Origin of the sequence: Sphingomonas daechungensis (genome assembly GCF_039543105.1) — a bacterium.
Taxonomy (GTDB): Bacteria; Pseudomonadota; Alphaproteobacteria; order Sphingomonadales; family Sphingomonadaceae; genus Sphingomicrobium; species Sphingomicrobium daechungense.
Genome location: NZ_BAABJC010000001.1, coordinates 2115847 through 2140872, shown reverse-complemented (window position 1 = coordinate 2140872; position 25026 = coordinate 2115847). Strand labels below are relative to the sequence as shown.

The window sequence follows — 25026 nt, the reverse complement described above, 5'->3', positions numbered from 1 at the left end:
TTCCCGCCTATCCTACCCGCTTCATCAGGGGGTAGCATGCTGAGAACCGTGATCCTGTCCGGGCTGCTGGTCGTGGCGACCGCAGCAGGGGCAGAACCGCCGCCTTTACTCAAAACCTCGGATGCGGAGGCCATCGCCAGCCAAGTGTCCGGAGGCGCAGCGAAGCGGACGGTAGAGGCGCTCTCCCTCAACCACCGCATGCGCGGATCTCAGGGCTATCGACGCGCTGCTGAACTGATCCGCAGTCGGCTCGAGAACTATGGTTTGGCCGAAGCGAGCATCATGGCTTTGCCCGCCGACGGGAAAATCTTCTACGGGACCCAGCGCTCGCGACCCGCCTGGAACGCGACCTTTGCCGAGCTCTGGGAGCAGAAGCAGGACGGCGGGCGCTGGATCGATGCGGAACGCATTGCATCGTGGAAGGACCAGCCCATCACGCTTGCGCAGGACAGCGTCAGCGGGACGGCCCACGCTCCGTTGGTCGATGTCGGCGTGGGGACGGCCGACAGCGATTATGCCGGCAAGGACGTCCGCGGGAAATTGGTGCTGACTTCCTCGCAACCGGAGGCGGTCGCGAAGCTGGCCGTCACGAAATATGGCGCCGCAGGCATCGTCTCCTGGGCGCAGAACCAGAAATCCGCGTGGTGGGGCGAGGACGAGAGCCTGATCCGGTGGGGCCATCTCGACACGTGGAAGGACCCCACATTCGCCTTCATGATCTCCCCTGCCCGAGCACACGCCTGGCAGGAACGTTTGCAGAAGGGCGAGGTCGTCCAGCTGCGGGCGGCGGTGCAGGCGGGACGATCACCCGGAGAATATCTGATCCCGACAGCAGTGATCCCGGGCCGCGACCGCGCGAAGGAAATTCTCTACTCCTGCCACCTCGACCACCCTTCGCCCGGCGCGAACGACAATGCCAGCGGATGCGCCGGCATTCTCGAGGTTGCACGCACCCTCAATCGGCTTGTGAAGGAAGGCCGCCTGCCCCAGCCGGAGCGGACCCTGCGCTTCATCTGGCCGTGCGAAGTCGAGTGCACGATCTCGCTCCTCAACGCGCGTCCGGAGTTCGCTGAGAGGACGCTGGCGGCCATTCATCTCGACATGATCGGCGGCCGGACCGAAACGACCAAAGGCGTCCTGCGCGTCGAAGGCTCGCCTCCCAGTTCGCCGAGCTTGGTCGACGATGTCGCGTTCGCGCTGACCCGCTGGGTCAATCGGCAGACCTTTGCGTTCGCCGATAGCGGCTCGGGCGATTGGCCGCTGATCGACCCGGAGGGCACCAGGGACGCGCTGCAGGCGAAGGTCGGCGGCTTCTCCGAAGGCAGCGACCATCAGGTCTGGGCAGAAGGAAGCTGGCGGACCCCGATCATCTATGTGTCGGATTGGCCGGACCGCTACATCCACACCAACCGCGACGTCCCCGAGAACCTCGACGCGACGAAAATGAAGCGGGCGATCTTCATTGCTGCTGCGTCCGGCTGGTATCTCGCGAACGTCGGGCAGGACGAGGTCCCGGTTCTAGCGGCTGCCATGGAAAATGAAGCGCTGGAGCGGAAAGCCGCCGCCCGTCGTTCGCCCAATCCGAATGCAGTGCAATTCGCACAGGCAGCGGAAACCGAAGAGGCGGCGTCGCTCGCCCGTTTCGGCCTGGTAGGGCCGCAGAGTACAGCCGACGCGCCCCCTGCGCACATCGAAGGCGTCGTCTATCGCCGCAAGCCAAACCCCAAGGGCCCGATGACCGGCTTCGGCTATTCCTGGCTCGACGATCAGCTTGAGAAGGCCAAGCTTCCCCGCCCGAAGCTGCTCGATCGAGAGGCCCCTCGCGACGGGCCGAGCTTCGCCTACGAGGCACTTAATCTCGTCGACGGTAACCGAAGCGTTCAGGACATTGGCAACCAACTGACCGCTACCGTCGGGCCGGTGCCGATCGCCGAAGTTGCGGACTTCCTCGCGACCCTGCAGCGCGTCGGCCTGCTGGAGGCTCGCTGATGGACGATCTGGTCTCGACCGAATGGCTGGCCCAGAACCTGGGCAAGGCGGACGTCGCTGTCGTCGATTCCACCTGGCATATGCCCGCGACGAAGCGCAGCGGGCGCGAAGAATATCTTGCGGCGCACATCCCGGGGGCGCGGTTCCTCGACATCGATGCGGTCGCCGATACACACAGCCCCCTGCCGCACATGCTTCCAAGCGCCGCCGACTTCGGACGTGCGATGGAGGCGCTTGGCGTAGGCCGGGACGACCGGATCGTGGTCTACGACAATTCCGCCACCCGCAACGCGGCGCGCGGCTGGTTCATGCTCCGCCATTTTGGGGCAGCGAATGTCGCCATCCTCGATGGCGGGCTGCCGAAATGGCTGGCGGAGGGCCGGCCGACCGAAAGCGGCGAGCCCAGGCCGCGGAAGGCGCGCTTCAGTGCCGCCGAGCGGCGCGGAGAGGTGGTCGACAAGCGCGATGTCGGCAGAGGTTTGGGAGTTCCGCTGGTCGATGCTCGTGGGCGGGGGCGCTTCGAGGGGAGCGAGCCGGACCCGCGTCCCGGCGTTGCTGCCGGCCATATCCCGGGCGCCCGAAATCTCCCATTCGCAGAGCTCTACAATCCCGACGGCACCTTCAAGTCGCGCGAGGAATTGCGCGAGCTGTTCGACAAGGCCGGTGTGAATCCGGACCGCCCGTTCGTGGCGAACTGCGGGTCCGGTGTAACCGCGAATTCACTGATCTTCGCGGCAAGGCTGCTCGGTAATCGCGATACTCGGCTCTACGACGGAAGCTGGAGCGAATGGGGCGCTGATCCCAATACGCCGAAGGAAACTGGTCCGGCCTAGCGGCGGATCAGGTCATCCAGACTAGCGAGGCCGTCGCGGATCGCTTCGGCGACCAGGTCGACCGCTGCGGGATGTGGTTCACGGCCGGTGCCGCGTACGCTGACGACCGCTTCCAGGCCAGCCGAGGCTTCGCCGATGACCCGTTCGGAGCGAATGTCGAAGCAGCGCCTGGCGGCTTCGCTGGCGAATTCGATCGCGTCGAATTCCTCGGCGTCGCAGGAGGGACCACCTCCGCCAGGCTCGAGGATGCGAAGCGCGCGCTGCAGGCCCGCGATGCGCGCGGCCAACTCGCCGCCGGCAACGGGGGCTTCGGAAGCGGCCTCGATCGAAAGGATCTGCAACATGCCCGCACTTGTCGCGCGCGGATGGTCAAGAAAGTGTGAACGCGTGCGCGCTCCTGCGAAGGCAGGAGCCTAGTTTATGGGATGAAGGACTACTGGGCTCCTGCCTTCGCAGGAGCACGAGAGCTAAGCCCCCTGGTTGGCGTCGATGTCGCGGAGGATCCAGCCACGTTGGGGGATCGTCTCGATGAACTCCGCCCCGCCCGAAGCGCTGCGCAGTTTCTTGCGGAGCTTCGAGATGAAAACGTCGATGATCTTCGGCTGCGGCTGGTCGTCGGCGCGGCGGTAGAGGTGCTTCAGAAGCATCGCCCGAGTCACGACATTGTTGCGTGCAAACGCCAGCAGCTCCAGCACGCGATATTCCATCTCGGTGATGCCGATGGGATGGCCGTCGATGCGGATCAGGCGCTGGACCTGGTCGACCGACAGGCGGCCGCCGCACAGGCTTTCCGGCATTTCCCCGCCGGTGGCCTTCAGCGATTGCAGCAGCTTCGACGCCGCCTCGTCGCTGTCTTCCGGCGAAACGCGTGTCGGCGCGCCGATCAGCGCCTGCTGGATCTCGCCCATGATCTGCTGGGCTTCCTCGACGAGGCGCGTGCCCTCCTCGAAACGGCGGCGCGACCGTTCGAGCATGGATTCGATTTCCACGAGGCGTGCGGAAAGTGTCTCTTCAGCCATGTCCTGCCTCGTTCCCCCCAGATTGAATTACTGCGGGACCTGAGCGGATGCGACTTGCCCGTCAGATTCCGGCGCGTTCAAAATTGCCATGGTCGTCGGTCCCTTGTCCACGACGCGCGTGTCGGGATCGCTGGCGGTCGAGCGGGCGCCGACCAGCGCACGGTCGCGACCGGCCTTTTCAAGCAGATTCAATTCGCTCTGGCTGCGCGGAGCCGGGCCGCCGAACAAGGCGTCGACCGCCTGCTGCTGCGCATCCTGCGGGGTCAGCGCGACCGTGCCGGCGACCGGCGGGGTCAGCGTATAGTCGGGCGGGATCACCAGCGGCGCATTGCGCGCAACCTGAAATTCGTCCGGAGTCTGAGGCTTGCCGCCAATCACGCCGCAACCTCCAAGCACGAAGGCGGGGACGGCCAGAAGCGGGAGCAACTTACGCATGTTCGGCATTCTCCTTGGGAGCCTCTTTTACCAGGAAGGCCCGCAGTAACAGGATGGCGACGCCAATGCTAATCGCTGCATCGGCGACATTGAAGATGAAAAAGGGACGAAAGTCGCCGAAGTGCAAGTCGGCGAAGTCGACGACATAGCCGTGGCGGACGCGATCGAGGATGTTGCCGAGCGCTCCGCCCAGCACCATGCCGAGCGCGATCTGGTCCCAGCGCTTCTCCTCGCGCGTAATCCAGACCGCGACCCCGACCGCGATGGCAGCGGTCACGGCGACGAGACCCCAGCGCATGGCGTCGCTCGATGCCTGGAACAGGCCGAGCGATATCCCGTGGTTCTCCGTGTAGGTCAGGTTGAAGATCGGCAGGATCCGGATCTGCATGACATTGCGCAGGTCCAGCGGCCCGAGAACGATCCCCTTGGTGACCTGCTCAAGGATGAAGACGATCGCGGCGACGGTGAAGCCGAGAGCACCCTTACGCATTCAAAACGTCCTCGCAGCGGGCGCAAAGTTCGCCGTCCTCGGTGACTTCCGGCAGATAGCGCCAGCAGCGGCCGCACTTGTTGTTGTCGGTCTCGTCCACGCGGATGGAATCGCCTGCCTTCACTGACGAGACGATGAACAGTTCGGCGAGCTCTTCCAGCGAGGCTGGAAGTTCGGGCAAGGTCACAACCGCCTGCAGGCTGGACCCGATGACCTTTTCGCGGCGGAGCGGTTCGATCGCCTCGGTGACCTGCGTCCGGAGTTCGCGCAGCGCGGACCAACGGCCGTCGTCGGCGGGCACGTCCGGAATCTCCGGCCATTCCTGCAAATGCACGGACTCCGCATCCGGGTAGCGCGTGCCCCAGACCTCCTCGGTCGTGAACACCAGCACTGGAGCGAGCCAGCGGACAAGGCCCTGGAACAGCTCGTCGAGAACGGTGCGGTAGGCGCGGCGCTTTTCGGTCTGGAAACCGGTCTCCGCGTTCACTTCGCAGTAGAGGACGTCCTTGCGGATATCGAAATAGAAGGCCGACAGATCGTTATTGGCGAAGTCCGACAGCAGCCGCGTGTAGCTGTTGAAGTCGAAGTCGTTGACCGCCTGCCGCAGCTTCTTGTCCAGCTCCGCCGTCAGATGAAGCATGTACAGCTCCAGCTCCGGCATCGCCTCGATGCCGACCTTCTCCTCCTCGCGGAAATCGGCGAGCGCGCCGAGCAGATAGCGGAAGGTGTTGCGGAGCTTGCGATACTGATCGGCGACGCCGGCGAGGATTTCCTTGCCGATGCGATGATCCTCGGTGAAGTCGACCGACAGTGCCCACAGCCGAAGGATGTCGGCGCCATGCTCCTTCATCAGGTCGAGCGGGTTGACGGTGTTGCCGAGGCTCTTCGACATCTTGAGGCCCTTGGCATCCATCGTGAAGCCATGGGTCAAAACGGCGTTGAACGGCGCCCGGCCGCGCGTTCCGCAGCTTTCGAGTAGCGAGGACTGGAACCAGCCGCGATGCTGGTCGGAGCCTTCGAGGTAAAGGTCGGCGGGCCAGCGCTGCTCGGGCCAGCGTCCGCTTTCCAGCACGAAGGCGTGGGTCGATCCGCTGTCGAACCAGACGTCGAGAATGTCGGTGACCATCTCGTAATCGTCGGGGTTGCGATTGCCGAGAAAGGCGGCGGCGTTCTCCGCGTCCCACGCGTCGACGCCCTGTTCGCGGATGGCGGCGACGATGCGGTGGTTGACCTCGTGATCGACGAGGAGCTGACCGGTCTTGCGATCGACGAAGAGCGCGATCGGGACGCCCCAGGCGCGCTGACGGCTGAGCACCCAGTCGGGGCGCTGCTCGACCATCGAGCCGATGCGGTTGCCGCCCTTCTCCGGAACGAACCGAGTGTTGGCGATGGCGTTCAGCGCGAGCTGGCGAAGCGTCGCGCCGGTATCCTCGTCGATCGGGTCGGCGCCGCCTTCATTGTCCCAGCGCTGCTCGGCCCGTGTCTCGGGCGAGAATTGCGAGAGCGGTCGGTCGATGGCAACGAACCATTGCGGCGTGCAGCGGTAGATGACCTTGGCCTTCGACCGCCAGCTATGCGGATAGCTGTGCAGGAAGTCCGCGCTCGCCGCGAGCAAGGCGCCGGCCTCGCGCAGGTCGGAGCAGATCGGGCCGTCCGGCGCGTTGAACTTGTTGTTGATGACGCTGCCCTGCCCGCCGAGCCACAGCCAGTCGGGCCGATAGAAGCCCGCCGCATCGACCGCGAAGACCGGGTCGATGCCGTTCGCCTTGCACAGCTCGAAATCGTCCTCGCCATGATCCGGCGCCATGTGAACGAGGCCCGTGCCCTGATCGGTAGTCACGAAGTCGCCCGGCAGGAACGGACGCGGCTTGGCGAAGAAGCCGCCCAGGTGGTGCATCGGGTGCTTGGCCGATGCGCCCGCTAGTTCCGAACCTTTCAGGTTGCCCGCAAGATCGTACGTATCCGAGTCCGGATACCAGCCCGCATCATGCAGGCGCTTATCGACGGACTTGTGAAGGTCTCCGGCGACCAAGATCGTGCCGCCCGGATATCTCCAAAGTTCGTACTCGACGTCCGGATTGAATGCGATGCCCTGATTGACGGGAATCGTCCAAGGCGTGGTCGTCCAGATGACCGCGAATACGGGACCTTGGCCTAACGCAGTTTGCAGCGCGGGCGAGTTTGGCGCCTCAACAATCTCGAACGCCACGTCGATCTGGGTCGAGGTGATGTCCTCATATTCGATCTCGGCTTCGGCCAGTGCGGTCTTCTCGACCGGAGACCACATCACGGGCTTGGCGCCGCGATAGATCTGGCCGCTTTCGGCGAACTTCATCAGCTCGGAGACGATCGTCGCTTCCGCCTGGAAATCCATCGTCAGGTACGGATTGTCCCAGTCGCCGCCGATGCCGAGCCGTTTCAGCTGCCCGCGCTGCGTGTCGACCCAATGCTGGGCATAGGCGCGGCACTCGGCGCGGAATTCCTTGACCGGCACCTCGTCCTTGTTGAGCTTCTTCTTGCGGTACTGCTCCTCGACCTTCCACTCGATCGGAAGGCCGTGGCAGTCCCAACCGGGCACGTAGGGCGCGTCTTTGCCCAGCAAAGTCTGGGTGCGCACGACCATGTCCTTGAGTATGTGGTTCAGCGCATGGCCGATGTGCATGTCGCCATTGGCGTAGGGCGGGCCGTCGTGAAGGATGAACTTCTCGCGGTCGGCGCGATTGACACGCACCTGCTGGTAGATGTCGCCTTCCAGCCAGCGGGCGAGAATCGCCGGCTCCTTCTGCGGCAGGCCGGCCTTCATCGGAAAGTCGGTCTTGGGCAGGAAGACGGTCGGGCGATAATCCCGCTTCAATTCGGTCGTGTCAGGGCTGTCGGCCATTGCGCGCGGCTCTAGCGGCTGAGGTGGGAGATGCAAACCTGCCCGTCATTGCGAGGAGCCGAAGGCGACGCGGCAATCCAGCTGGATTGCTTCGCTTCGCTCGCAATGACGAGAAGGTGTCTTATTTCGTGGCTTCTCTCCGTCGCTTCAATCCTGCCTCGGCGGCATCCTGCTCCGCTTGCGTGCGGATGTCGTGATTGGGGCGGAGCGCCGGACCGACCGTCCAGATGTCGTCCACCCAGACGTAGCCCTTGAACGTCGATGGGATCTTGCCGAGTTGTTCTGGCAAGGTCAGGCCCATCCCGCGCTTGTCGCCGTAGGGGCCGACGATGAGAATGCGGGCGCCCACCTTGTCCATCCGCTGGATGGTGCGGTTGGGCCAGCCCCAGAAGGCCCATTGGCGGTTGAGCGGGACGATCAGGATGCCGTTGCGGCAGCTTTGCGGGACGATCGAGGTCCAACCAAGCTTCAGATAGTCCATCGTGCACGCCTTGGCGCCCTCCTTGCTCCAGGCGAAGGCGTCCGGATAAATCTGCCGGATCCGGTCGACCGGGCCGGGCGCTCCGTAGAATATGTCCTTGCGGGCGACGACGTCGCGGCGCGCGGCTTTGAGGGCCACACCGAGCTGGTCGGCTTCCCCCGCGTCCGTGCCCTTGAAGTTGAAGATGATCGGCGAGGACGGAAGCGCGTTTAGCGCCTCCTGAAGCGTCGGGATGGTGCCGACCTGGCGGCCGCGGAACGGGAAGGTCTTCCCGCTGTCCGCCGTGTAGCCGTAGCCGGGATCCAGCAGCTTGACCTCGGCAATGGTCTTGTCACGGATGTTGCCCTTGCCATTGGTGCGGCAATCGACCGTCCAGTCGTGGAAGACCGCGATCTGTCCATCTTTGGTCGGGGCGATATCGATCTCGACCACGTCAGCACCCATCTGCCGCGCCGCCTGCATCGAGCGGACGGTGTTCTCAAGGTAATCGTGCACTGGCTGCTCGATCCGCGTCGCGGTGCAATCGTCGCGCTTCAGATCCGTGTGGTCGAACAGCTGCGAAACCCCGCGATGGGCGATCAGGCGGACACCGCCAGGCGAGGTTCCGGCCAGCCAGCTGGCATTGATGAACGTAAAGACGAGCAGGATGATCGCGCCCGCAAAGGCGACGAGCCGGATCCAGCCCTTCATTCAGGCAGTGCTAAAAGCCGCCTTGCCTCGTCCGCATCCTGTTTCATGCGCTCGGCCAGCTCCCCCATGCTGTCGAACTTCATCTCCGGTCGGATGTAATGATGCAAGCCCACTTCGATGGTGCGGCCGTAGAGGTCGCCGCTGAAGTCGAAGAGGTTGGCTTCGAGCAGCTCGACCGGGGGGTCGAACATCGGGCGGACGCCGAGGCTGGCGACGCCGGGATATTCGCTGCCGTCGTCGAGCCGGACGCGGACGGAGTAGATGCCGTAAGCGGGGCGCTGATAGTCGGAGAGGCGGATGTTCGCGGTCGGGCAGTTGAGCTCGGCCCCTCCCCGCCCGTCGCCGCGCTCGACAACGCCTTCGATGGCATAGGCACGCGTCAGCAGGCGGGTGGCCATGCCCATATCGGCGGCGATCAGCGCCTCGCGGATACGGCCGGACGAGACGCGCTCGCCTTCGATGAGGACCTGGGAGACGGCTTCGGCGGTTACGCCGTGGCGCTCGCCGATGTCCCTCAGGAGGGCGACGTCGCCGGAGCGGCCCTTGCCGAAGCTAAAGTCGTCACCGGTCACGACACCCACGGCTCCGATGCGCTTCACCAGCACGTCCGCGACGAATTGCTCCGCGTCCATCGCGGCAAGTTCGGCACCGAAGCGAAAGACCAGCATGGCGTCCGCGCCGGCATGGGCGAAGAGGCTCTCCCGCTGGTCGAGCGTGGTAAGGCGGAACGGCGGAACGTCCGGCCTGAAGTGGCGCACCGGGTGCGGGTCGAAGGTGGCGACGATCACCGACCGCCGAAGGTGAAAGCCGAGCGCGATCGCCCTGCTCACCACCGCCTGGTGGCCGAGGTGGAAGCCGTCGAAATTGCCGAGCGCGAGGACGGCGCCGCGAAACTCTTCGGGAATGGGCTGGTCGTGGTACAGGCGCTGCATCGCGCGCGGCTCTATCGGCGCAGCGCCGCCATCGCAAATCAGTGCGTCGGCAAATGCTTTTTCAGGAGCCGGTACTCGTGCACAGCCAGCGCAATCACGAACGCGTCGAGGACCGAAAGCAGGAGCAGGCCGACGTCCTGCGTGAAGCTGTAGCGGTAGAGCTGGTAGACGATGAATGCGCTGAACACGACGAAGCAGGCCGGATAGGCCCACAGCTTCTCGCGCAGGAGGCCGATCACCACTGCCAGCTTCAGCAGACCATGGGTGAACAGATAGAAGGCGTAGAAATGCTGGGTTTCCAGCGAGAAGCTATGCGCGAGCTTCATTGCCGTGCTCGCCACCCAGTCCTGCGGGTCCTGAAGCCGCTCCTCGGTAATGAACCGGCTGAGGAAGTTGATGATCGAATCGTGAGCCACGAGATAAAGGGCGATGCCGCTGGCCATTTCCACGAGCGCGTAGAAGCCCTTAAGGCCCACGGTCAGTACGAACAGGCCATGAATCCGGCGCTCTTTCATGGCCGCGGCGGCTACACGGGCCGACGCTTGACTTGAAGCCCCCCAAATCCTATTTCGCACCTATCCCGATCCACCGGTTCCGGCGGCGCATTCGTGCGCGCGTCGGTTTTTCGTTTGGAAACAGGGCTTTTCTAGCGACGAGATGGGGCGGTTGGCGCCCTGTGGAGCTTGAAGAAGGGTAGAGAATGGCTCGTATTGCCGGGGTTAACATCCCCACCAACAAGCGCGTTGAAATTGCGCTGACCTACATCCACGGCATTGGCCGCACGACGGCCAAGAAGATCGCGGCAGACCTGGGTATTGCTCCCGAGCGCCGTGTCCAGGACCTGACCGACCAGGAAGTCCTGCACATCCGCGAGGCGATCGATCGCGATCAGACGGTCGAGGGCGACCTCCGCCGCCAGACTGCGATGAACATCAAGCGTCTTATGGACCTCGCCTGCTACCGTGGCCTCCGCCACCGCAAGGGCCTTCCAGTCCGCGGCCAGCGCACGCACACCAATGCGCGCACCCGCAAGGGCAAGGCCAAGCCGATCGCCGGAAAGAAGAAGTAATAGCAGCAGCGACCGTCCGGGGGACGGTTGCGCCGCTATTACTCCGCCGGATGGCGAGTTGAGCGAGGCGCGACGCCCCAGCACGACTTTTGAAGGATGTAAGAACGAATGGCCCAGGCACCGCAGCGTCTCCGTAGGCGGGAACGCAAAAACATCACCAGCGGCGTGGCACACGTGAACGCCAGCTTTAACAACACCATGATCACCATCACCGACGCGCAGGGCAATGCGATTGCCTGGTCGAGCGCCGGAATGATGGGCTTCAAGGGCAGCCGCAAGTCGACGCCGTACGCGGCGCAGGTTGCCGCCGAAGATGCGGGCAAGAAGGCCGCCGAGCACGGCGTCCGCACGCTCGAGGTCGAGGTCAAGGGTCCAGGTTCGGGCCGCGAGAGCGCCCTTCGCGCACTCCAGGCGGTCGGATTCACAATCACTTCGATCCGCGACGTCACGCCGATCCCGCACAACGGCGTCCGTCCGAGCAAGCGCCGCCGCGTCTGACGCGGCCACTGCCGTCGCCGCCGGGTCGAAATCCGGCGGCAGTTTGAATTTTACGGGCGGGACTCCCACCTCCCCCGCCCAGGCTAGGGAAGAAACATGGCCGTCAACGCGAAGAACTGGCAGGAACTCAAGAAGCCGAACGCGCTGGAGCGCAAGCAGGGCTCGGGCGACGCTCGCCGCCGCGCCGTTTTCGTCGCCGAACCGCTGGAGCGCGGTTTCGGAATGACGCTCGGCAACTCGCTGCGCCGCGTCCTTCTGTCGTCGCTTCAGGGCGCGGCAGTCACCTCGATCAAGATCGAAGGCGTGCTGCACGAATTCTCGAGCCTCGCGGGTGTCCGCGAGGATGTCACCGACATCGTGCTCAACGTGAAGCAGATCGCGCTCAAGATGGAAGGCGAAGGCCCGAAGCGTCTGGCGCTGTCCGCGACCGGCCCGGCGGAAGTCACCGCGGGCATGATCCAGGCGACCGGCGACATTGAAGTCACCAACCCGGATCTCGTCATCTGCCACCTCGACGATGGCGCGACGCTCAACATGGAACTGACGGTCGACATCGGTAAGGGCTACGTCCCCGCCGCCGCCAATCGTCCCGCCGACGCGCCGATCGGCCTCATCCCGGTCGACGCGCTGTACAGCCCGGTCCGCCAGGTTGCGTACAAGGTCGAGAACACCCGCGTCGGACAGGAGCTCGACTACGACAAGCTCAACCTGACGATCGAGACCGACGGCACGGTGACCCCGGAAGACGCGCTGGCCTATGCGGCCCGCATCCTCCAGGACCAGCTGCAGCTGTTCGTCCACTTCGACGAGGGCCAGGTCCGTCAGGCCGCGCCATTGACCGCCGGCATTGCGGTCCCGTCGGCTGCCGAGACGACCACCGACACCAACCAGCTCAACCGTTACCTCCTGAAGAAGGTCGACGAGCTGGAGCTTTCGGTCCGTTCGGCGAACTGCCTGAAGAACGACAACATCATCTACATCGGCGACCTGGTTCAGAAGACCGAGGCCGAGATGCTCCGTACGCCGAACTTCGGCCGCAAGAGCCTCAACGAGATCAAGGAAGTCCTTGCCTCGATGGGCCTGCGCCTCGGCATGGACATCCCGGGCTGGCCGCCGGAGAACATCGAAGAGATGGCGAAGAAGCTTGAGCAGGAAATGCTCGGCTAATCACGCCGGACTTCGCTGGAAATAAGAGGGCCGTCCCGCTGGGGCGGCCCTTTTCTTGTTAACCGACGTCGAAGCAAGGGCGGACACGGGCGCCATAAAGGCGCCAGCGCAGTCCTCGCCAAAGTCGCAGTATTGACGGCCCAAGTCGGGCGGGACGAGACGGCAAATGAACTTCGGCCTGCGCTTCGAACCAGGCGTGCAAAGCCGGCAATTCCCTCTTCAAGCGCTCGAGCGCTGACGTTCTGAAGGGCTCATCCAACGACTTGGAATAATGGATGACCGACGCGCCCTGCATCGGCGGGGTCGCGTCCTGTCCGCTGATGAACCCCTGGAAGAACATGCAATGCTCAGTCTGACTCAGGTGGCGCCATGGCAAGTTCAGCCTCAGAACGACCGGCGTCAGGATCACTTGGTCAGCGAAGTGAAATGCCCCATTGGACTGCGCGATCCGGCTTCCGAGCAGCCGGGAGAATGCCGATGCGTACGCCTGAGCGAACCCGCTGCCCTTCCGCCAAGCGAACAGGCCGGAATTGAAGTACATGCGTTGCTCAGGACGACCGTCCTCACGATCGACCCAGGGAACGCTCTCAAACTTGAGGCCGAACAGGTCGCAGACCTTCTGCCAATATGCGATGTTAGCAGAGGAACCGCGTCGAATAGCCGGCGGGAGCCATTCACTGCGAGCCGCAAAGTCCGCGCCACGAAGGTCGAAAGCCATCGGTTCGGCCGCGAACAGTATGTCGCTGTCGGCCCATACGATCGTATCCGTATTCGCCCTTCGCTCCGCGACGCTGACGGCGGCCACCTTGTTGGCATATCCGAGCCAGGGCGAGGGGTTGTCTCCCGACGCCTTGATGACTTGAACTCCTAGCGAAACTAGCTCCTCTTGCGTTTCCGCTTTCAATGGCGCCCCTGCCCGGCCGACGACTGCAATCGCTGGGATGTGGGCATACTTGCCGCCAAAGTACCGCAGCGAGCGGATCATCAGAAGCGTCTGGGTCTCCAGCCGGCCTGCCTCGATGCAGCAGACCAGCGTCACTTCGGGCGTCATCTTGCGGCGAGGGTCTTGAAACGTCGTGCAACGCTCAATGGCGTGCGAAGAAATGAGATCTGGTCCAGGCGGCCCGGCGTCACGTCGGATCGTGAGGACCTCTGAAACGAAAGATTGGCAAACACTGTCGTGAGCTCCGGGTGGGCGCGCCGGAACCAAACGTACGCTCCGTCGATCCCCGGCTTGACCGCAGGGTCAAATCCCGGCTCGGTCATAGCCTTGGGATCGGCTGGCGCGGCAAGAAAGGCGGCTAGATAGCTATCGAGCAGTTGAACGGCACGGCGGCTGAAGCCCATACAATGCGAGCCGACGACATAGTCGCCGTCCTCCGCCAGCTCGTTCCATCCGCCGTAGAAGATATCGCAGTCCGGAACCTCGTAAGTTCCGGCTTCAGGAAGGAAAGAGCAGTCATCCTCAAGGATCAAGAGACTTTCCTTGGCCCGCGCCGCTTCCCGTACGGCCCGCGCGTGGCTTTGAAAACAACCATGTGCGCCGATGCTGATAAACGGGCCTGAAACGACAGGGCGCGAGGCGACCAGGAAATCCGATTCGTCGGGAGTCCAGCCGAGTGGCCGAAGGTCCCGCTTGATCTCACGCTTGCGGTCGGGCCGGTCCGCGAGGTTGATCACTCGAACGCGATCGAAGAATGTGAAGACGCTGGATTGCACGGGCAAACTCCCCCAATGCCGTAAACTAACGGTTAACACGAATTAACAAACTGCGCTATTAATATCTGGAACTAAGGCTAGCCCCGCTCACCACCCCACCCAAAAGAGAGCGCAATCCTCGTGATCGCCATCAGGGTCGCCGCAATGTCGGCAGGCATCGGCGGAGGGTAACAACCAACGCAAGAATTTACGCAACATCTCTAAGCCAAGTCTCGACTGGTCGCGGCCACTATCACCCGCTTCGAACAGCGACTAGTCATCGCACTGGGAAAAGGAGCCGAAATGGCGGAGCGATTTGAGCGGCATCGGCAGCCGTGGAAGCCGGAGGAACTCGCGAAGTTGCGGACGCTCGCGGCGAAGGGGATGGCGCTGAAGCAGCTCGCGAAGGCGCTGACCCGCAGTGAAGAGTCCATCAAGCAGAGGGCCAAGGAAGACGGGCTGAAGATCGTAAAATTGCGCTGAAGGGGGATCGCATATGAGGAGCGTGCTCGTGCTTGCGTTGGCAGTTTGCGCACAGGGCGCGGCCGCCCAGACAGTCGCCGGATCGGCCGCGTCCACCCGGGCCCCCGCGGGAAATCCGGTCACTGTCGAATCCTATTATCGCGCCAAGTGGGGCAGCGCGGAGGAGTTCAAAAAACTCTACCGCAAAAATGAAGCATCGATGCTGATCGAGATGCAGCGGCAAGGCTTCATCAAGGAGCTCCGCTTCGACGAGCCGTTCACGCACATCCCGGGCGACAACCGGTGGGATATTCGCGCGACCATTGTTTACCGGGATGCGCCGGCGGCGGTGGAGCTCGGCGGCGCCTGGGACGAGGCATGGGAGGCCACGAGTAAGCGCCTGCGGCCCGACAAGAAGGTCCTCGACGCAGAAGAGAAGCGGCGGTTCGAGCTACTCGAAGATCATTGGGACATCATCGTGTCGTCGTTCGACCCGAAGCCCTCATCGCCCTAAATCCCGTAGCGTCGCCGCGAGCGTGACCGCGTCAGCCGCGCTTCGGCAAGCCGCGAAAATCGTGTCGTCACCGCAGATGGTGCCGACGATCTCCGGAAACGGCGATTCATCGAGCGCCACTCCGACGAGATGCCCGGTGCCCGGCGGCGTCTTGAGGACGACGATCGTTGCAGCAACGTCGATCGTGTGGACCCAGTCGTGCAGAACCGCGGCGAGCCGAGACGGCGAGCCGCCATTCGCCCCCGTGCGGTCGGGGAGCGCATAACTCGTAACTCCGTCACGGCGGACCTTGAGCGCGCCGAGCTGCTCGAGGTCGCGGGAGACGGTCGCCTGGGTCACCTCGAAGCCGAGGCTCACGAGGCGCGACGCAACCTCCTCCTGACTTGCGAGCGCATGCTCACGGATCAGTTCGGCGATGGCCTTCTGCCGGCGCTCCTTCAATTCGGTCATCTGAATGTCTATGCATTAACTTGCATATTTATGCAAATGCGTGAATAGCGCCGTCCCTCATGATTCGAACGGCCATCCTTGGAGCCTCGGGCTATGTCGGCGGCGAATTGCTGCGGCTTCTTGCTGCTCACCCCGAGCTGCGAGCAACGAAGGTGTTCGGTGAGAGCAAGGCTGGGCGTCCGGTAGCGGAGACGCATCCGCACCTCGCGGCGGCTTATGCAGGATCGTTCGCGAAGTTCGACGAGACTGCGCTGGCGAACGTGGACCTGGTCTTCGCCGCTTTGCCTCACGGGCATAGTCAGGCGATCGCGCAGGCTATTCTCGATCGCGGAATCCCGTTCGTCGATCTCGGCGCGGACTTCCGGCTCGACGACGCCGAAACCTACGAGCGCTGGTACGGCAATGCGCACGAGGCCCCGGCCCTGCTCGAAACGTTCGTGTACGGCATCCCGGAGCTGAACCGGGCGGCGATCCGTGGTGCGAAGGCGGTGGCTGCCGCCGGATGCTACGCCACGGCGGCGATCCTTGCGTTGAAGCCTCTGGTGGACAGCGGACTCGTCAACTCGGAGAGCTTGATCGTCGACGCCGCCTCCGGAGTCAGCGGAGCGGGCCGCGAGGCGAAGGAAGCGACCGGCTTCAGCACGGTCGACGGAAACTTCGCCGCCTACGGATTGCTCAGTCACCGTCATACGGCCGAAATGGAAATGGCGTTGGGAGCGACCGTACTGTTCACGCCCCACCTTGTCCCGATGACCCGCGGCATCCTCGCCACTTGCTACGGCGAGGCGACCGGCAGTGGCGATCCGCTGGAGGCGCTGAAGGGCGCCTACGCCGGTGAGCCGTTCGTGCACGTCACGGATGCTTCGCCCGCGACCAAATGGGTCTCTGGCTCCAACGGTGTGCAGGTCACGGCGCGGTACGACGAGCGGACAGGACGTGTGCTCGCACTGTCCGCGATCGACAATCTCGGAAAGGGCGCGGCGGGCCAGATGGTCCAGTGCGCCAATCTCATGCTCGGCCTCGAGGAGACGGCCGGGCTCACTGCAATCGGAGTGTATCCATGAGCGTAACCGCGGCCGAAGGCTTCGTCGCGGCCGGCTGCCACGCCGGCATCAAGAAGCGGCGCTTCGACATGGCGCTGCTGGCGACCGACGACCGCCAACCGGTCGCCTGCGCGGCCGTGTTCACGCAGAACAAGTTTGCGGCGCCGCCGGTCGAGCTCGGCCGCAAGCTGCTCGAAGCGAATGGCGGCAAGGCGACGGCGGTGATCGTGAATTCCGGCAACGCCAATGCTGGCACCGGCGCGTCGGGCTACAAGGACGCGCAGCTCATGGGCACGGCTGCGGGCGACGCGCTCGGCGTGGACGCGAGCCAGGTTCTGGTCTGCTCGACGGGCATCATCGGTACGCCGCTGCCGATGGAGCCGATCCTCCATGCGACGCCGAAGCTCGCCAAGAAGCTGTCGGTCGAAGGTGGCCATGACGCGGCTCGCGGCATCCTCACCACCGACCACAAGCCGAAGGAGGTCCTGATCAAGGGAGCGACCTTCACGCTCGGCGGTATGGCCAAGGGATGCGGCATGATCGCGCCGAACATGGCGACGATGCTCGCGTTCCTGACCACCGATGCCGACGTTCCGCGAGAGCTGATCCAGAAGGTGCTGCGCTCGGCCTCCGACGCGACGTTCAACACGCTGAACGTCGACGGCGCGACCTCGACCAACGACACGGCGATGGTGCTGGCGTCGGGCAAGCGCGGGAAGGCCAGCCACGAAGAGTTCGGCAATGCGCTTCTAGCCGCCTGCGAGGACCTGACCATGCAGATGGCGCGCGATGCCGAAGGCATGACGCGGATCGCTCGACTGGTCGTCACCGGCGCGGCCAACGACAATGAAGCGAAGATCGCGGCGAAGAACATCGTCGAGAACAACCTCGTGAAGTGCAGCTGGTACGGCGGCGATCCTTATTGGGGACGGCTCATGGCGGCTGCAGGTTCGGCCGGCGTCGAGCTGGACGTCGCCAAGTCGCGGGTCGCGTACGGCGGAATCATTGTCGCCAAGGGCGGTGCGGGTATCGCCCATGACGGCGTCGCGCTCGCCCGGCACATGATGGGCGACGAGGTCCAGATCGAGGTCCACCTCGGCGCGGGCAAGGCATCCGCGAAGATGATCGGGATCGACCTCGGCCCCGGCTACATCAAAGAAAACAGCAAGACGTCATGACCCCCGGAGAGACCGCGCACGTCCTCGTCGAGGCGCTGCCCTACATCCGGCAGTGGGCCGGCAAGTCGATCGTCGTGAAGCTCGGCGGGGCGGCGATCGATCGTGAGTCCGACCTCGCGCTGGCGCAAGACGTGCTCCTGCTTCGGAGCGTCGGCGTGCGCTGCGTGCTCGTCCACGGCGGCGGGCCGCAGGTGGACACGATGCTCCGCCGCGTCGGCAAGGAGCCGGAGTTCCGTGACGGCCTTCGCGTCACTGATGAAGAGACGCTCGAGATCGTCCGCATGGTGCTGGTCGGCAAGATCAACCGCGACCTCGTCTCGACCATCAACAGCCAGGCCGGCGAAGAGCCGGTCGCGGTTGGCGTGTCGGGTGAAGATGCGGGACTGCTGACGGTGACGCCCGCCGACGCCGCGCTTGGCTTCGTGGGAAATGTCACGGGCGTCCGCGCGGAACTGCTTCATCGCCTGCTCGACGACGGCCTGACGCCGGTGGTTTCGACCATTGGCGCCAATGCCGCGGGTCAGCCGTACAACGTCAATGCGGACGAGGCCGCGCGGGCGATCGCGGTCGCGATGAAGGCGGAGAAGATCGTCTACCTGACCGCTGTTCCGGGCCTGCTCGAAAATCCGAAGGACGAGAGCACGCTCGTGCAGCGGCTCACCTCATCGGAGCTTCGCGAGCGGCTCAGCCATGAAAGCGTCGGGAAAGGCATGATCCCGAAGCTCAAGGCCTGTGCCGATGCGGTCGATCAGGGCGTCGGCGGTGCGCACATCATCGACGGCCGCGTACACCATTCGCTGCTGATCGAACTTCTGACCGACCATGGCGTCGGCACGATGGTCAAGCGGGAGGCGAACTGGTGAAGCATCTCCTCGCCATCCGCGACCTTTCGGCGGACGATCTCAACGCGATCCTCGCCTTGTCCGAAGCGCCGTACACGCACTCACTGCAGAACAAGGGCGTAGCGCTCTACTTCGAGAAGCCGAGCGCACGCACGCGTAACTCGATGGAGGTCGCCGCGGCGCAACTTGGCGGTCACCCCGTCTATTTGCAGCCGAACGAGCTTGGCATCGGCGAACGCGAGAGCGTCGAGGACGTTACCCGCACCCTCGCCTGCTACCACGCTGTCATCGCGGCGCGGGTGTTCGATCATGACCTGCTGGAGCAGATGGCTGCGCTCAATGCCGCGCCGGTGCTCAACATGCTGTCGGCGTCCGACCATCCTCTCCAGGCGCTCGCCGACTTGCTGACCATCAAGCAACTGACCGGCCGCATTGAGGGCGTGAAGATCGCCTTTGTCGGCGAGGCCAACAACGTCGCGCGTTCGCTGGCAGAGGGCTGCGCGCTGCTCGGCGCGACGCTCAATATCGCCAGCCCGCCCGGATACGGCTTTGCCGCACCTATGCTGGCCGTGAACCAGGTCGTCGATCCTGCTGAGGCGATGGATGGAGCGGACGTCGTCTACTCGGACGTATGGGTGTCGATGGGAGATGAAGACAGCGACGAGCGCCGAGAGGTGTTCGCGCCCTACCAGGTCAATGCCGGCCTAATGGCGAAAGCGCCAAACGCGCCGTTCCTGCACTGCCTCCCAGCCCGCCGCGGCGAGGAAGTCACCGCCGACGTGATCGACGGCCCCAATTCCGCGGTCTGGCGTCAGGCCGAGAACCGGATGCATACGGCGCGCGGAGCGATGCTCTGGCTCACCGGCGCCACTGCCTGAATTTCGAGGAAGAATGATGACCAACAAGAAGCTGAAGGTGGTGCTCGCCTATTCCGGCGGTCTCGACACCTCGATCATCCTGAAGTGGCTGCAGACCGAATATGACGCGGAGGTCGTGACCTTCACCGCCGACCTCGGCCAAGGCGAGGAAGTCGAGCCCGCGCGGCGCAAGGCCGAGATGCTGGGCGTGAAGCCGGAGAACATCTTCATTGACGACCTGCGCGAAGAGTTCGTCCGCAACTTCGTCTTCCCGATGTTCCGCGCGAACACGGTCTACGAGGGACAGTATCTGCTCGGCACGTCAATCGCCCGTCCGCTGATCGCAAAGCGCCAGATCGAGATTGCGCGGCAGGTTGGCGCCGACGCAGTCTGCCACGGGGCGACCGGCAAGGGCAACGATCAGGTCCGGTTCGAGCTAGGCTATTATGCGCTGGAGCCGAACATCCGCGTGATCGCTCCGTGGCGCGAGTGGAAGCATGCGAGCCGCGAGGCGCTGATCGACTTCGCCGAGAAGCACCAGATCCCGATCGCCAAGGACAAGCGCGGCGAGGCGCCCTTTTCGATTGATGCGAACCTCCTGCACTCGTCTTCCGAGGGCAAGGTGCTGGAAGACCCGTCGCTCGACGCGCCGGAATATGTCCACCAGCGGACGATTTCGCCTGAGGACGCACCGGACGAAGCGACCACGATCACGATCGACTTCGAACGCGGCGATCCGGTGGCGATCGATGGCGAGAAGCTCTCGCCCGCATCGTTGCTGGAGAGGCTCAACACGCTTGGTCACGATAATGGCATCGGCCGCCTTGACCTGGTCGAGAACCGCTTCGTCGGGATGAAATCGCGCGGCGTTTATGAGACGCCCGGGGGGACGATCCTACTCGCGGCACATCGCGGGATTGAGAGCATCACCGTCGATGGCGGCGCGATGCATCTCAAGGACGAGCTGATGCCGCGCTACGCCAGCCTCATCTACAACGGCTTCTGGTTCTCGCCGGAGCGCGAGATGCTCCAGGCCGCGATCGACAAGAGCCAGGAGCATGTCACCGGCCGCGTCACGATGAAGCTCTACAAGGGCAATGCGACCGTCATCGGTCGGGAGAGCGAGCATTCGCTCTACGACCAGGATCTCGTCACGTTCGAGGAAGGCACCGGCGACTACGACCAGCGCGATGCGGCGGGATTCATCCGGTTGAACGCTCTGCGGCTAAGGACTCTGGGCCAGCGAGCGCGGCGGCTAAAGGCCTAAGTCGGCCTTCGCTTTCGCGATCTGCTCCCGAACACGTTCGGGGGCAGTGCCGCCATAACTTGTGCGGCTGCGCACCGATGCATCGACGCTGAGGACATCGAAAACCCGTTGGTCGATACGCGCGTCGATTGCCTTGAGCGCGTTCAACGGAAGCTCGTTTAGACCGCAGCCGCGATCCTCGGCAGCTTTCACGGCTGCGCCAGTGACGTGATGCGCCTCGCGGAACGGCACGCCGGCCTCGCGCACCAGCCAGTCGGCCAGGTCCGTTGCGGTCGAGAACCCCTGCTCTGCCGCCGCCCGCATGCGCTCTGGCACGAACTCACAGGTCTCGATCATCCCGCCGAGCGCCTGGATCGAGATCGTCAGCAGGTCGGCCGCGTCGAACACCGGCTCCTTATCATCCTGCATGTCCTTCGAATAAGCGAGGGGCAGGCCCTTCATCGTCACCATCAGCGACGTGAGGCAGCCGATGATCCGGCCGCTGTGGCCTCGCACCAACTCGGCAGCATCGGGGTTGCGCTTCTGCGGCATGATCGACGAGCCGGTAGAGAATGAGTCGGATAACCTTACGAAGCCGAACTGCGGGCTTGCCCAAATGATCAGTTCCTCGGCAAGTCGCGACAGGTGGAGGCTGCACTGAGCTGCTGCCGACAGATAATCTAGCGCGAAATCACGGTCGGATACGCTGTCGAGGCTGTTCGCCGTGGGACGGTCGAACCCGAGCGCTTTCGCCGTTGTATCCCGATCAAGCGAGAATCCCGTACCTGCAAGCGCGGCCGCACCAAGAGGGCTGTCGTTCATGCGCCGCCGCGCATCCACAAAGCGGGACACGTCGCGCCGAAGCATCTCGTAATAGGCCAGCAGATGATGGCCAAGCGTCACCGGCTGCGCGACCTGCAGGTGCGTGAATCCCGGCATGACGGTGTCGGCATGACGATCCGCGACATCGACGAGAGCGCGCTGCAGTTCACGAATGTTGGCGGCGGCTTCATCGCAAGACGTCCGCACCCACATCCGAAAGTCCGTCGCAACCTGGTCGTTGCGTGAGCGCGCCGTGTGGAGGCGCCCAGCCGCCGGGCCGATCAATTCCGTCAGCCGGTGCTCGACGGTCATGTGGATGTCCTCGAGCTCGACGCGCTCGGGCACGCCGTCCCGCTCGAACTCACCGGCGATGGTGTCGAGACCCTTCAGGATCGCCTCGGCGTCCTCGGCGCCGACGATGCCCTGGTCGCGCAGCATCGCCGCGTGGGCCTTCGACGCCTCGATGTCCTCCCGCCACAATCTTTTGTCGAAGCCGATCGACGCATTGATTTTCGTCATCAGGTCCGACGCAGCACCGCGGAAGCGGCCGCCCCAGGTCTTCTGGCTTGGGAGTTGGTCGGACATGCCGATGCGTTGCCACGCGTGCTACAAGGGGTCAAACCATGCCGCCGCGCCGGGTCGTTTCGGACGCGCGCCGCAAACCTTCGCGATGTCATCGCGCTGTCAGGGAAATCCTGATACTGGCTGTCGACGTCACGACCCGAGTCCGATGCGTTTGGTGGACGCGTATCTCTGCCGATCGGCCCCCACTCGCGACACCGACGCCGGTCTCGCCGGCCGGCACTCCACCCCCCGGGAGGGCTCAAATGAGCTACATCACCACAAAGGACGGCACCGAGATCTTCTTCAAGGATTGGGGCCCGAAGGACGCGCAACCGATCGTCTTCCACCACGGCTGGCCGCTCAGCGCGGACGACTGGGACGCCCAGCTGATGTTCTTCCTCGACAAGGGATACCGGGTCGTCGCTCACGACCGTCGCGGACATGGACGGTCGACCCAGACTGACGGCGGCAACGAGATGGACACATACGCCTCCGACGTCGACGATCTGGTCACCGGGCTCGGCCTGACGAACGCAGTCCATATCGGCCATTCGACCGGCGGCGGCGAAGTGACTCGCTACGTCGCTCAGCACGCCAAGGGCCGGGTCGCCAAGGCTGTTCTGGTCGACGCGGTCCCGCCGGTGATGGTCAAGAAGGAGTCCAACCCGGGCGGCACGCCGATCGAAGTGTTCGATGAATATCGCGCCGCGGTCGCCAGCCATCGTTCGCAGGCGTTCCTCGATATCCCGACCGGGCCGTTCTACGGTTTCAACCGTCCGGGCGCGAAGGTGTCGGAAGGCATCATCCGCAACTGGTGGCGGCAGGGCATGATGGGCAGCATCAAGGCCCACTACGAATGCGTGAAGGCCTTCTCGGAAACGGACTTCACTGAAGACCTGAAGTCGATCGAGATACCGGTGCTCGTCATCCACAGCGAAGACGACCAGATCGTGCCTTATGCGGACTCGGGTCCCTTATCGGCCAAGCTGCTGAAGAATGGCACGCTCAAGACCTTCAAGGACCTGCCGCACGGGCTGTGCACGACTCATCCGGAAATCGTGAACCCGGTGCTGCTCGCCTTCATTCGCGGTGAGGACTTCGGAGCGGATGCCCGCGAAGAAGAGAAGCTGATCGTGGAACCCGTCCTCGCTCAATGAGTGACGGGCAGCGAGAGTTGATTGCGACGCGCGGGGCGCAAATGTTCCCCCGCCTGTCGGATGATGAGTTGGCGCGGCTCTCCAGGTTTGGGGAGCCGCGCACCTACCGCGCGGGCGAGATGATCTCGCGGATCGGCGAGACAGGTCCCGGCCTGATGCTGGTCCTGTCGGGCGAAGTGGAGGTCACCCAGCACGACCACGGCGACAAGACATCGCACATCGTCACGCACGAACGCGGCAACTTCATGGGCGAGCTCGCGCAATTGTCCGGCCGGCCGGTGCTGGTCGATTCCAAGGCCCTCACCGACGTCGAGGGCATCGCGATCGCGCCGGAGCGCCTTCGGGCATTGCTCATCGCAGAAGCCGAGCTTGGCGAGCGCATCATGCGCTCGCTTATCCTGCGGCGAATGGGCCTGATCGAAGCGGGCGCGGGGCCGATCATCATCGGCAACGAGGCGGACGGAAACGTCCTTCGCCTGGTCAATTTCCTTCGCCGCAACGGTCATCCGTACCAGCGGCTGGACCCTGTTCAGGACAGTTGCGCGCGCACTTTGGTCGAGCGGTTCCAGGTGGCCGAGGAAGAACTGCCGATCGTGCTTTGCCCGAACGGGAAGCTGCTTCGGAATCCCGACGAAGGCCAGCTCGCCCGCTGCGTTGGCCTGGTGGGGCCGATCAATGCTGACAAGCTCTACGATCTCGTCGTGATTGGTGCCGGGCCATCGGGGCTGGCGACGTCTGTCTATGCGGGGTCGGAAGGCCTTTCGGTCCTGACTATCGATTGCCGCTCGTTCGGCGGGCAGGCCGGGGCATCGGCGCGGATCGAGAACTACCTCGGCTTCCCCACCGGCATTTCCGGCATGGCGCTGATGGGGCGAGCGTTCAGCCAAGCGCAGAAGTTCGGCGTCGAGCTCGCCATTCCCGACGAGGCGGTGAAGCTCGAATGCGGGAACGACCCCTGCCACCTCCTCCTTGCCAACGGCGAGCGCGTCCAGGCGCGTGCAGTCGTCATCGCCACCGGGGCCCGCTACCGGCGACTGGGCGTCGAGCGGCTCGACGAATTCGAGGGATCGTCCGTTCATTATTGGGCATCGCCGCTTGAAGCCGACCTTGCGGCCAATGAAGACGTCACATTGGTCGGTGGCGGCAACAGCGCCGGTCAGGCGGTGGTCTTCCTGGCTAGTCGTGCGCGCCGGGTGACCCTGGTCGCCCGGCGGCCGCTGAGCGCGACCATGTCTCAATATTTAATCGACCGCATAGAGAGCCTGCCGAACGTCGACGTTGTCATCGGGGCCGAAGTTTGCCGGCTGGATGGCTCCGACGGCGCACTCGAACGCGTCGGCTTGCTTTGCCGCACTTCGGGCAAGGAGACCGACGCGCCCTGCCGCTATCTCTTCTCGTTCATCGGGGCCGAGCCGAACACGGACTGGCTGCAAAGCTCCGGACTGGAGCTGGACGAGCGCGGTTTCGTGCTGACCGGCGGCGATGACCGTTTCCCGATGGAGACGAACAAGCCGGGAGTCTTTGCGGTCGGCGACGTGCGCTCAAGCTCGGTAAAGCGCGTCGCGGCTTCGGTCGGCGATGGCGCTCAGGTGGTCGCGGCGATTCATCAATATCTTGCAGCTCAGGAACGAGCGCGGCCGATGATCGTCCAGCCACAGATGCAAGTCACGGCCGCCGGGTAAGGCTTCCCGGGTCAGATCGCCGTTATC

26 protein-coding genes are annotated in these 25026 nt (G+C 64.2%); 14 read left to right on the top strand and 12 right to left on the bottom strand.

Annotation, left to right across the window (positions count from 1 at the left end; all coding sequences use genetic code 11):
• Positions 1–36: 36 nt before the first annotated feature.
• Together ABD928_RS11240 and sseA are read left to right on the top strand one after the other, a co-directional pair.
• Complete coding sequence (locus ABD928_RS11240) at positions 37–1989, top strand: M28 family peptidase (RefSeq protein ID WP_345168805.1); 1953 nt, start codon at positions 37–39, stop codon at positions 1987–1989.
• Positions 1989–2822 (top strand): 3-mercaptopyruvate sulfurtransferase, encoded by an 834-nt coding sequence (sseA, locus tag ABD928_RS11235; RefSeq protein ID WP_345168802.1) that lies wholly within the window; start codon positions 1989–1991, stop codon positions 2820–2822. Before ABD928_RS11240 ends, sseA begins: the two co-directional genes overlap by 1 nt.
• Here the strand turns inward: sseA and ABD928_RS11230 are convergent.
• The 8 genes from ABD928_RS11230 to ABD928_RS11195 all read right to left on the bottom strand — a co-directional run bounded on the left by ABD928_RS11230 (position 2819) and on the right by ABD928_RS11195 (position 10265).
• A complete protein-coding gene (locus ABD928_RS11230) occupies positions 2819–3166 on the bottom strand; it encodes a hypothetical protein (RefSeq protein ID WP_187715127.1) in 348 nt (115 codons plus the stop codon). The two genes, sseA and ABD928_RS11230, sit on opposite strands and share 4 nt — an antisense overlap.
• Before the next feature lie 123 nt (positions 3167–3289).
• Positions 3290–3841 carry a winged helix-turn-helix domain-containing protein gene (locus ABD928_RS11225; RefSeq protein WP_345168798.1) on the bottom strand — a complete coding sequence of 184 codons (552 nt, stop codon included), beginning with the start codon at positions 3839–3841 and terminating at the stop codon, positions 3290–3292.
• 27 nt (positions 3842–3868) lie between these two features.
• On the bottom strand, positions 3869–4276 hold the full coding sequence (locus tag ABD928_RS11220; RefSeq protein WP_187715129.1) for a DUF3035 domain-containing protein: 408 nt from the start codon (positions 4274–4276) through the stop codon (positions 3869–3871).
• Complete coding sequence (lspA, locus tag ABD928_RS11215; protein ID WP_187715130.1) at positions 4269–4766, bottom strand: signal peptidase II; 498 nt, start codon at positions 4764–4766, stop codon at positions 4269–4271. Before lspA ends, ABD928_RS11220 begins: the two co-directional genes overlap by 8 nt.
• A complete protein-coding gene (gene ileS, locus ABD928_RS11210) occupies positions 4759–7647 on the bottom strand; it encodes an isoleucine--tRNA ligase (protein ID WP_187715131.1) in 2889 nt (962 codons plus the stop codon). Before ileS ends, lspA begins: the two co-directional genes overlap by 8 nt.
• A gap of 121 nt (positions 7648–7768) precedes the next feature.
• Entirely contained in the window at positions 7769–8818 is a 1050-nt protein-coding gene (locus tag ABD928_RS11205; RefSeq protein ID WP_345168792.1) for a glycerophosphodiester phosphodiesterase family protein, read from the bottom strand.
• Entirely contained in the window at positions 8815–9750 is a 936-nt protein-coding gene (locus tag ABD928_RS11200; RefSeq protein WP_345168789.1) for a bifunctional riboflavin kinase/FAD synthetase, read from the bottom strand. The genes ABD928_RS11205 and ABD928_RS11200 overlap by 4 nt, the downstream gene beginning before the upstream one ends.
• Positions 9751–9788: 38 nt before the next feature.
• Positions 9789–10265: a DUF2127 domain-containing protein gene (locus tag ABD928_RS11195; RefSeq protein ID WP_187715133.1), complete on the bottom strand. Its 477-nt coding sequence runs from the start codon at positions 10263–10265 to the stop codon at positions 9789–9791.
• A 185-nt stretch (positions 10266–10450) separates the two neighbouring features.
• On the opposite strand from ABD928_RS11195, the gene rpsM reads away from it, so the two are divergent.
• From rpsM to ABD928_RS11180, 3 genes are all read left to right on the top strand, one after another.
• Positions 10451–10819 (top strand): 30S ribosomal protein S13, encoded by a 369-nt coding sequence (rpsM, locus tag ABD928_RS11190; RefSeq protein ID WP_187715134.1) that lies wholly within the window; start codon positions 10451–10453, stop codon positions 10817–10819.
• A 108-nt stretch (positions 10820–10927) separates the two neighbouring features.
• Positions 10928–11317 (top strand): 30S ribosomal protein S11, encoded by a 390-nt coding sequence (gene rpsK / locus ABD928_RS11185; protein ID WP_187715135.1) that lies wholly within the window; start codon positions 10928–10930, stop codon positions 11315–11317.
• A 96-nt stretch (positions 11318–11413) separates the two neighbouring features.
• A complete protein-coding gene (locus ABD928_RS11180) occupies positions 11414–12484 on the top strand; it encodes a DNA-directed RNA polymerase subunit alpha (protein WP_187715136.1) in 1071 nt (356 codons plus the stop codon).
• Positions 12485–12542: 58 nt separating this feature from the next.
• On the opposite strand, the gene ABD928_RS11175 is transcribed toward ABD928_RS11180, so the two are convergent.
• Positions 12543–13535: a hypothetical protein gene (locus ABD928_RS11175; protein WP_187715137.1), complete on the bottom strand. Its 993-nt coding sequence runs from the start codon at positions 13533–13535 to the stop codon at positions 12543–12545.
• Positions 13532–14203 (bottom strand): glycosyltransferase family 25 protein, encoded by a 672-nt coding sequence (locus ABD928_RS11170; protein ID WP_187715138.1) that lies wholly within the window; start codon positions 14201–14203, stop codon positions 13532–13534. Before ABD928_RS11170 ends, ABD928_RS11175 begins: the two co-directional genes overlap by 4 nt.
• Positions 14204–14485: 282 nt before the next feature.
• Between ABD928_RS11170 and ABD928_RS11165 the strand changes: the two genes are divergently transcribed.
• Positions 14486–14665: a hypothetical protein gene (locus ABD928_RS11165; protein ID WP_187715139.1), complete on the top strand. Its 180-nt coding sequence runs from the start codon at positions 14486–14488 to the stop codon at positions 14663–14665.
• A 13-nt stretch (positions 14666–14678) separates the two neighbouring features.
• Entirely contained in the window at positions 14679–15158 is a 480-nt protein-coding gene (locus ABD928_RS11160; protein ID WP_345168780.1) for a hypothetical protein, read from the top strand.
• Here ABD928_RS11160 and argR read toward each other — a convergent pair.
• The gene (argR, locus tag ABD928_RS11155; RefSeq protein ID WP_345168777.1) at positions 15147–15608 is read right to left on the bottom strand and encodes an arginine repressor; all 462 of its coding nucleotides are present in this window, start codon (positions 15606–15608) and stop codon (positions 15147–15149) included. The genes ABD928_RS11160 and argR overlap by 12 nt on opposite strands.
• Before the next feature lie 59 nt (positions 15609–15667).
• On the opposite strand from argR, the gene argC reads away from it, so the two are divergent.
• From argC to ABD928_RS11130, 5 genes are read left to right on the top strand one after another with little or no spacing between them, the layout of a single operon-like run.
• Complete coding sequence (argC, locus tag ABD928_RS11150) at positions 15668–16672, top strand: N-acetyl-gamma-glutamyl-phosphate reductase (RefSeq protein WP_187715142.1); 1005 nt, start codon at positions 15668–15670, stop codon at positions 16670–16672.
• Positions 16669–17829, top strand: a complete 1161-nt coding sequence (gene argJ / locus ABD928_RS11145) for a bifunctional glutamate N-acetyltransferase/amino-acid acetyltransferase ArgJ (RefSeq protein ID WP_345168773.1) — start codon at positions 16669–16671, stop codon at positions 17827–17829. Before argC ends, argJ begins: the two co-directional genes overlap by 4 nt.
• Positions 17826–18692, top strand: coding sequence for an acetylglutamate kinase (argB, locus tag ABD928_RS11140; RefSeq protein ID WP_345168770.1), 867 nt, complete (start codon positions 17826–17828; stop codon positions 18690–18692). Before argJ ends, argB begins: the two co-directional genes overlap by 4 nt.
• Positions 18689–19549: an ornithine carbamoyltransferase gene (gene argF, locus ABD928_RS11135; protein WP_187715144.1), complete on the top strand. Its 861-nt coding sequence runs from the start codon at positions 18689–18691 to the stop codon at positions 19547–19549. The genes argB and argF overlap by 4 nt, the downstream gene beginning before the upstream one ends.
• Before the next feature lie 16 nt (positions 19550–19565).
• Entirely contained in the window at positions 19566–20795 is a 1230-nt protein-coding gene (locus ABD928_RS11130) for an argininosuccinate synthase (RefSeq protein ID WP_345168766.1), read from the top strand.
• On the opposite strand, the gene argH is transcribed toward ABD928_RS11130, so the two are convergent.
• Complete coding sequence (gene argH / locus ABD928_RS11125) at positions 20784–22181, bottom strand: argininosuccinate lyase (RefSeq protein ID WP_345168763.1); 1398 nt, start codon at positions 22179–22181, stop codon at positions 20784–20786. The genes ABD928_RS11130 and argH overlap by 12 nt on opposite strands.
• 242 nt (positions 22182–22423) lie before the next feature.
• Between argH and ABD928_RS11120 the strand changes: the two genes are divergently transcribed.
• Entirely contained in the window at positions 22424–23317 is an 894-nt protein-coding gene (locus ABD928_RS11120) for an alpha/beta fold hydrolase (RefSeq protein WP_187715146.1), read from the top strand.
• Positions 23318–23358: 41 nt separating this feature from the next.
• Entirely contained in the window at positions 23359–24999 is a 1641-nt protein-coding gene (locus ABD928_RS11115; protein ID WP_345168759.1) for an FAD-dependent oxidoreductase, read from the top strand.
• Positions 25000–25026: the final 27 nt, after the last annotated feature.

Coding starts and splice junctions, on each gene's coding strand:
- ABD928_RS11240 (WP_345168805.1), top strand. CDS start 37: ATGCTGAGAACCGTGATCCTGTCCGGGCTGCTGGTCGTGGCGACCGCA.
- sseA (WP_345168802.1), top strand. CDS start 1,989: ATGGACGATCTGGTCTCGACCGAATGGCTGGCCCAGAACCTGGGCAAG.
- ABD928_RS11230 (WP_187715127.1), bottom strand. CDS start 3,166: ATGTTGCAGATCCTTTCGATCGAGGCCGCTTCCGAAGCCCCCGTTGCC.
- ABD928_RS11225 (WP_345168798.1), bottom strand. CDS start 3,841: ATGGCTGAAGAGACACTTTCCGCACGCCTCGTGGAAATCGAATCCATG.
- ABD928_RS11220 (WP_187715129.1), bottom strand. CDS start 4,276: ATGCGTAAGTTGCTCCCGCTTCTGGCCGTCCCCGCCTTCGTGCTTGGA.
- lspA (WP_187715130.1), bottom strand. CDS start 4,766: ATGCGTAAGGGTGCTCTCGGCTTCACCGTCGCCGCGATCGTCTTCATC.
- ileS (WP_187715131.1), bottom strand. CDS start 7,647: ATGGCCGACAGCCCTGACACGACCGAATTGAAGCGGGATTATCGCCCG.
- ABD928_RS11205 (WP_345168792.1), bottom strand. CDS start 8,818: ATGAAGGGCTGGATCCGGCTCGTCGCCTTTGCGGGCGCGATCATCCTG.
- ABD928_RS11200 (WP_345168789.1), bottom strand. CDS start 9,750: ATGCAGCGCCTGTACCACGACCAGCCCATTCCCGAAGAGTTTCGCGGC.
- ABD928_RS11195 (WP_187715133.1), bottom strand. CDS start 10,265: ATGAAAGAGCGCCGGATTCATGGCCTGTTCGTACTGACCGTGGGCCTT.
- rpsM (WP_187715134.1), top strand. CDS start 10,451: ATGGCTCGTATTGCCGGGGTTAACATCCCCACCAACAAGCGCGTTGAA.
- rpsK (WP_187715135.1), top strand. CDS start 10,928: ATGGCCCAGGCACCGCAGCGTCTCCGTAGGCGGGAACGCAAAAACATC.
- ABD928_RS11180 (WP_187715136.1), top strand. CDS start 11,414: ATGGCCGTCAACGCGAAGAACTGGCAGGAACTCAAGAAGCCGAACGCG.
- ABD928_RS11175 (WP_187715137.1), bottom strand. CDS start 13,535: ATGACGCCCGAAGTGACGCTGGTCTGCTGCATCGAGGCAGGCCGGCTG.
- ABD928_RS11165 (WP_187715139.1), top strand. CDS start 14,486: ATGGCGGAGCGATTTGAGCGGCATCGGCAGCCGTGGAAGCCGGAGGAA.
- ABD928_RS11160 (WP_345168780.1), top strand. CDS start 14,679: ATGAGGAGCGTGCTCGTGCTTGCGTTGGCAGTTTGCGCACAGGGCGCG.
- argR (WP_345168777.1), bottom strand. CDS start 15,608: ATGACCGAATTGAAGGAGCGCCGGCAGAAGGCCATCGCCGAACTGATC.
- argC (WP_187715142.1), top strand. CDS start 15,668: ATGATTCGAACGGCCATCCTTGGAGCCTCGGGCTATGTCGGCGGCGAA.
- argJ (WP_345168773.1), top strand. CDS start 16,669: ATGAGCGTAACCGCGGCCGAAGGCTTCGTCGCGGCCGGCTGCCACGCC.
- argB (WP_345168770.1), top strand. CDS start 17,826: ATGACCCCCGGAGAGACCGCGCACGTCCTCGTCGAGGCGCTGCCCTAC.
- ABD928_RS11130 (WP_345168766.1), top strand. CDS start 19,566: ATGACCAACAAGAAGCTGAAGGTGGTGCTCGCCTATTCCGGCGGTCTC.
- argH (WP_345168763.1), bottom strand. CDS start 22,181: ATGTCCGACCAACTCCCAAGCCAGAAGACCTGGGGCGGCCGCTTCCGC.
- ABD928_RS11120 (WP_187715146.1), top strand. CDS start 22,424: ATGAGCTACATCACCACAAAGGACGGCACCGAGATCTTCTTCAAGGAT.
- ABD928_RS11115 (WP_345168759.1), top strand. CDS start 23,359: ATGTTCCCCCGCCTGTCGGATGATGAGTTGGCGCGGCTCTCCAGGTTT.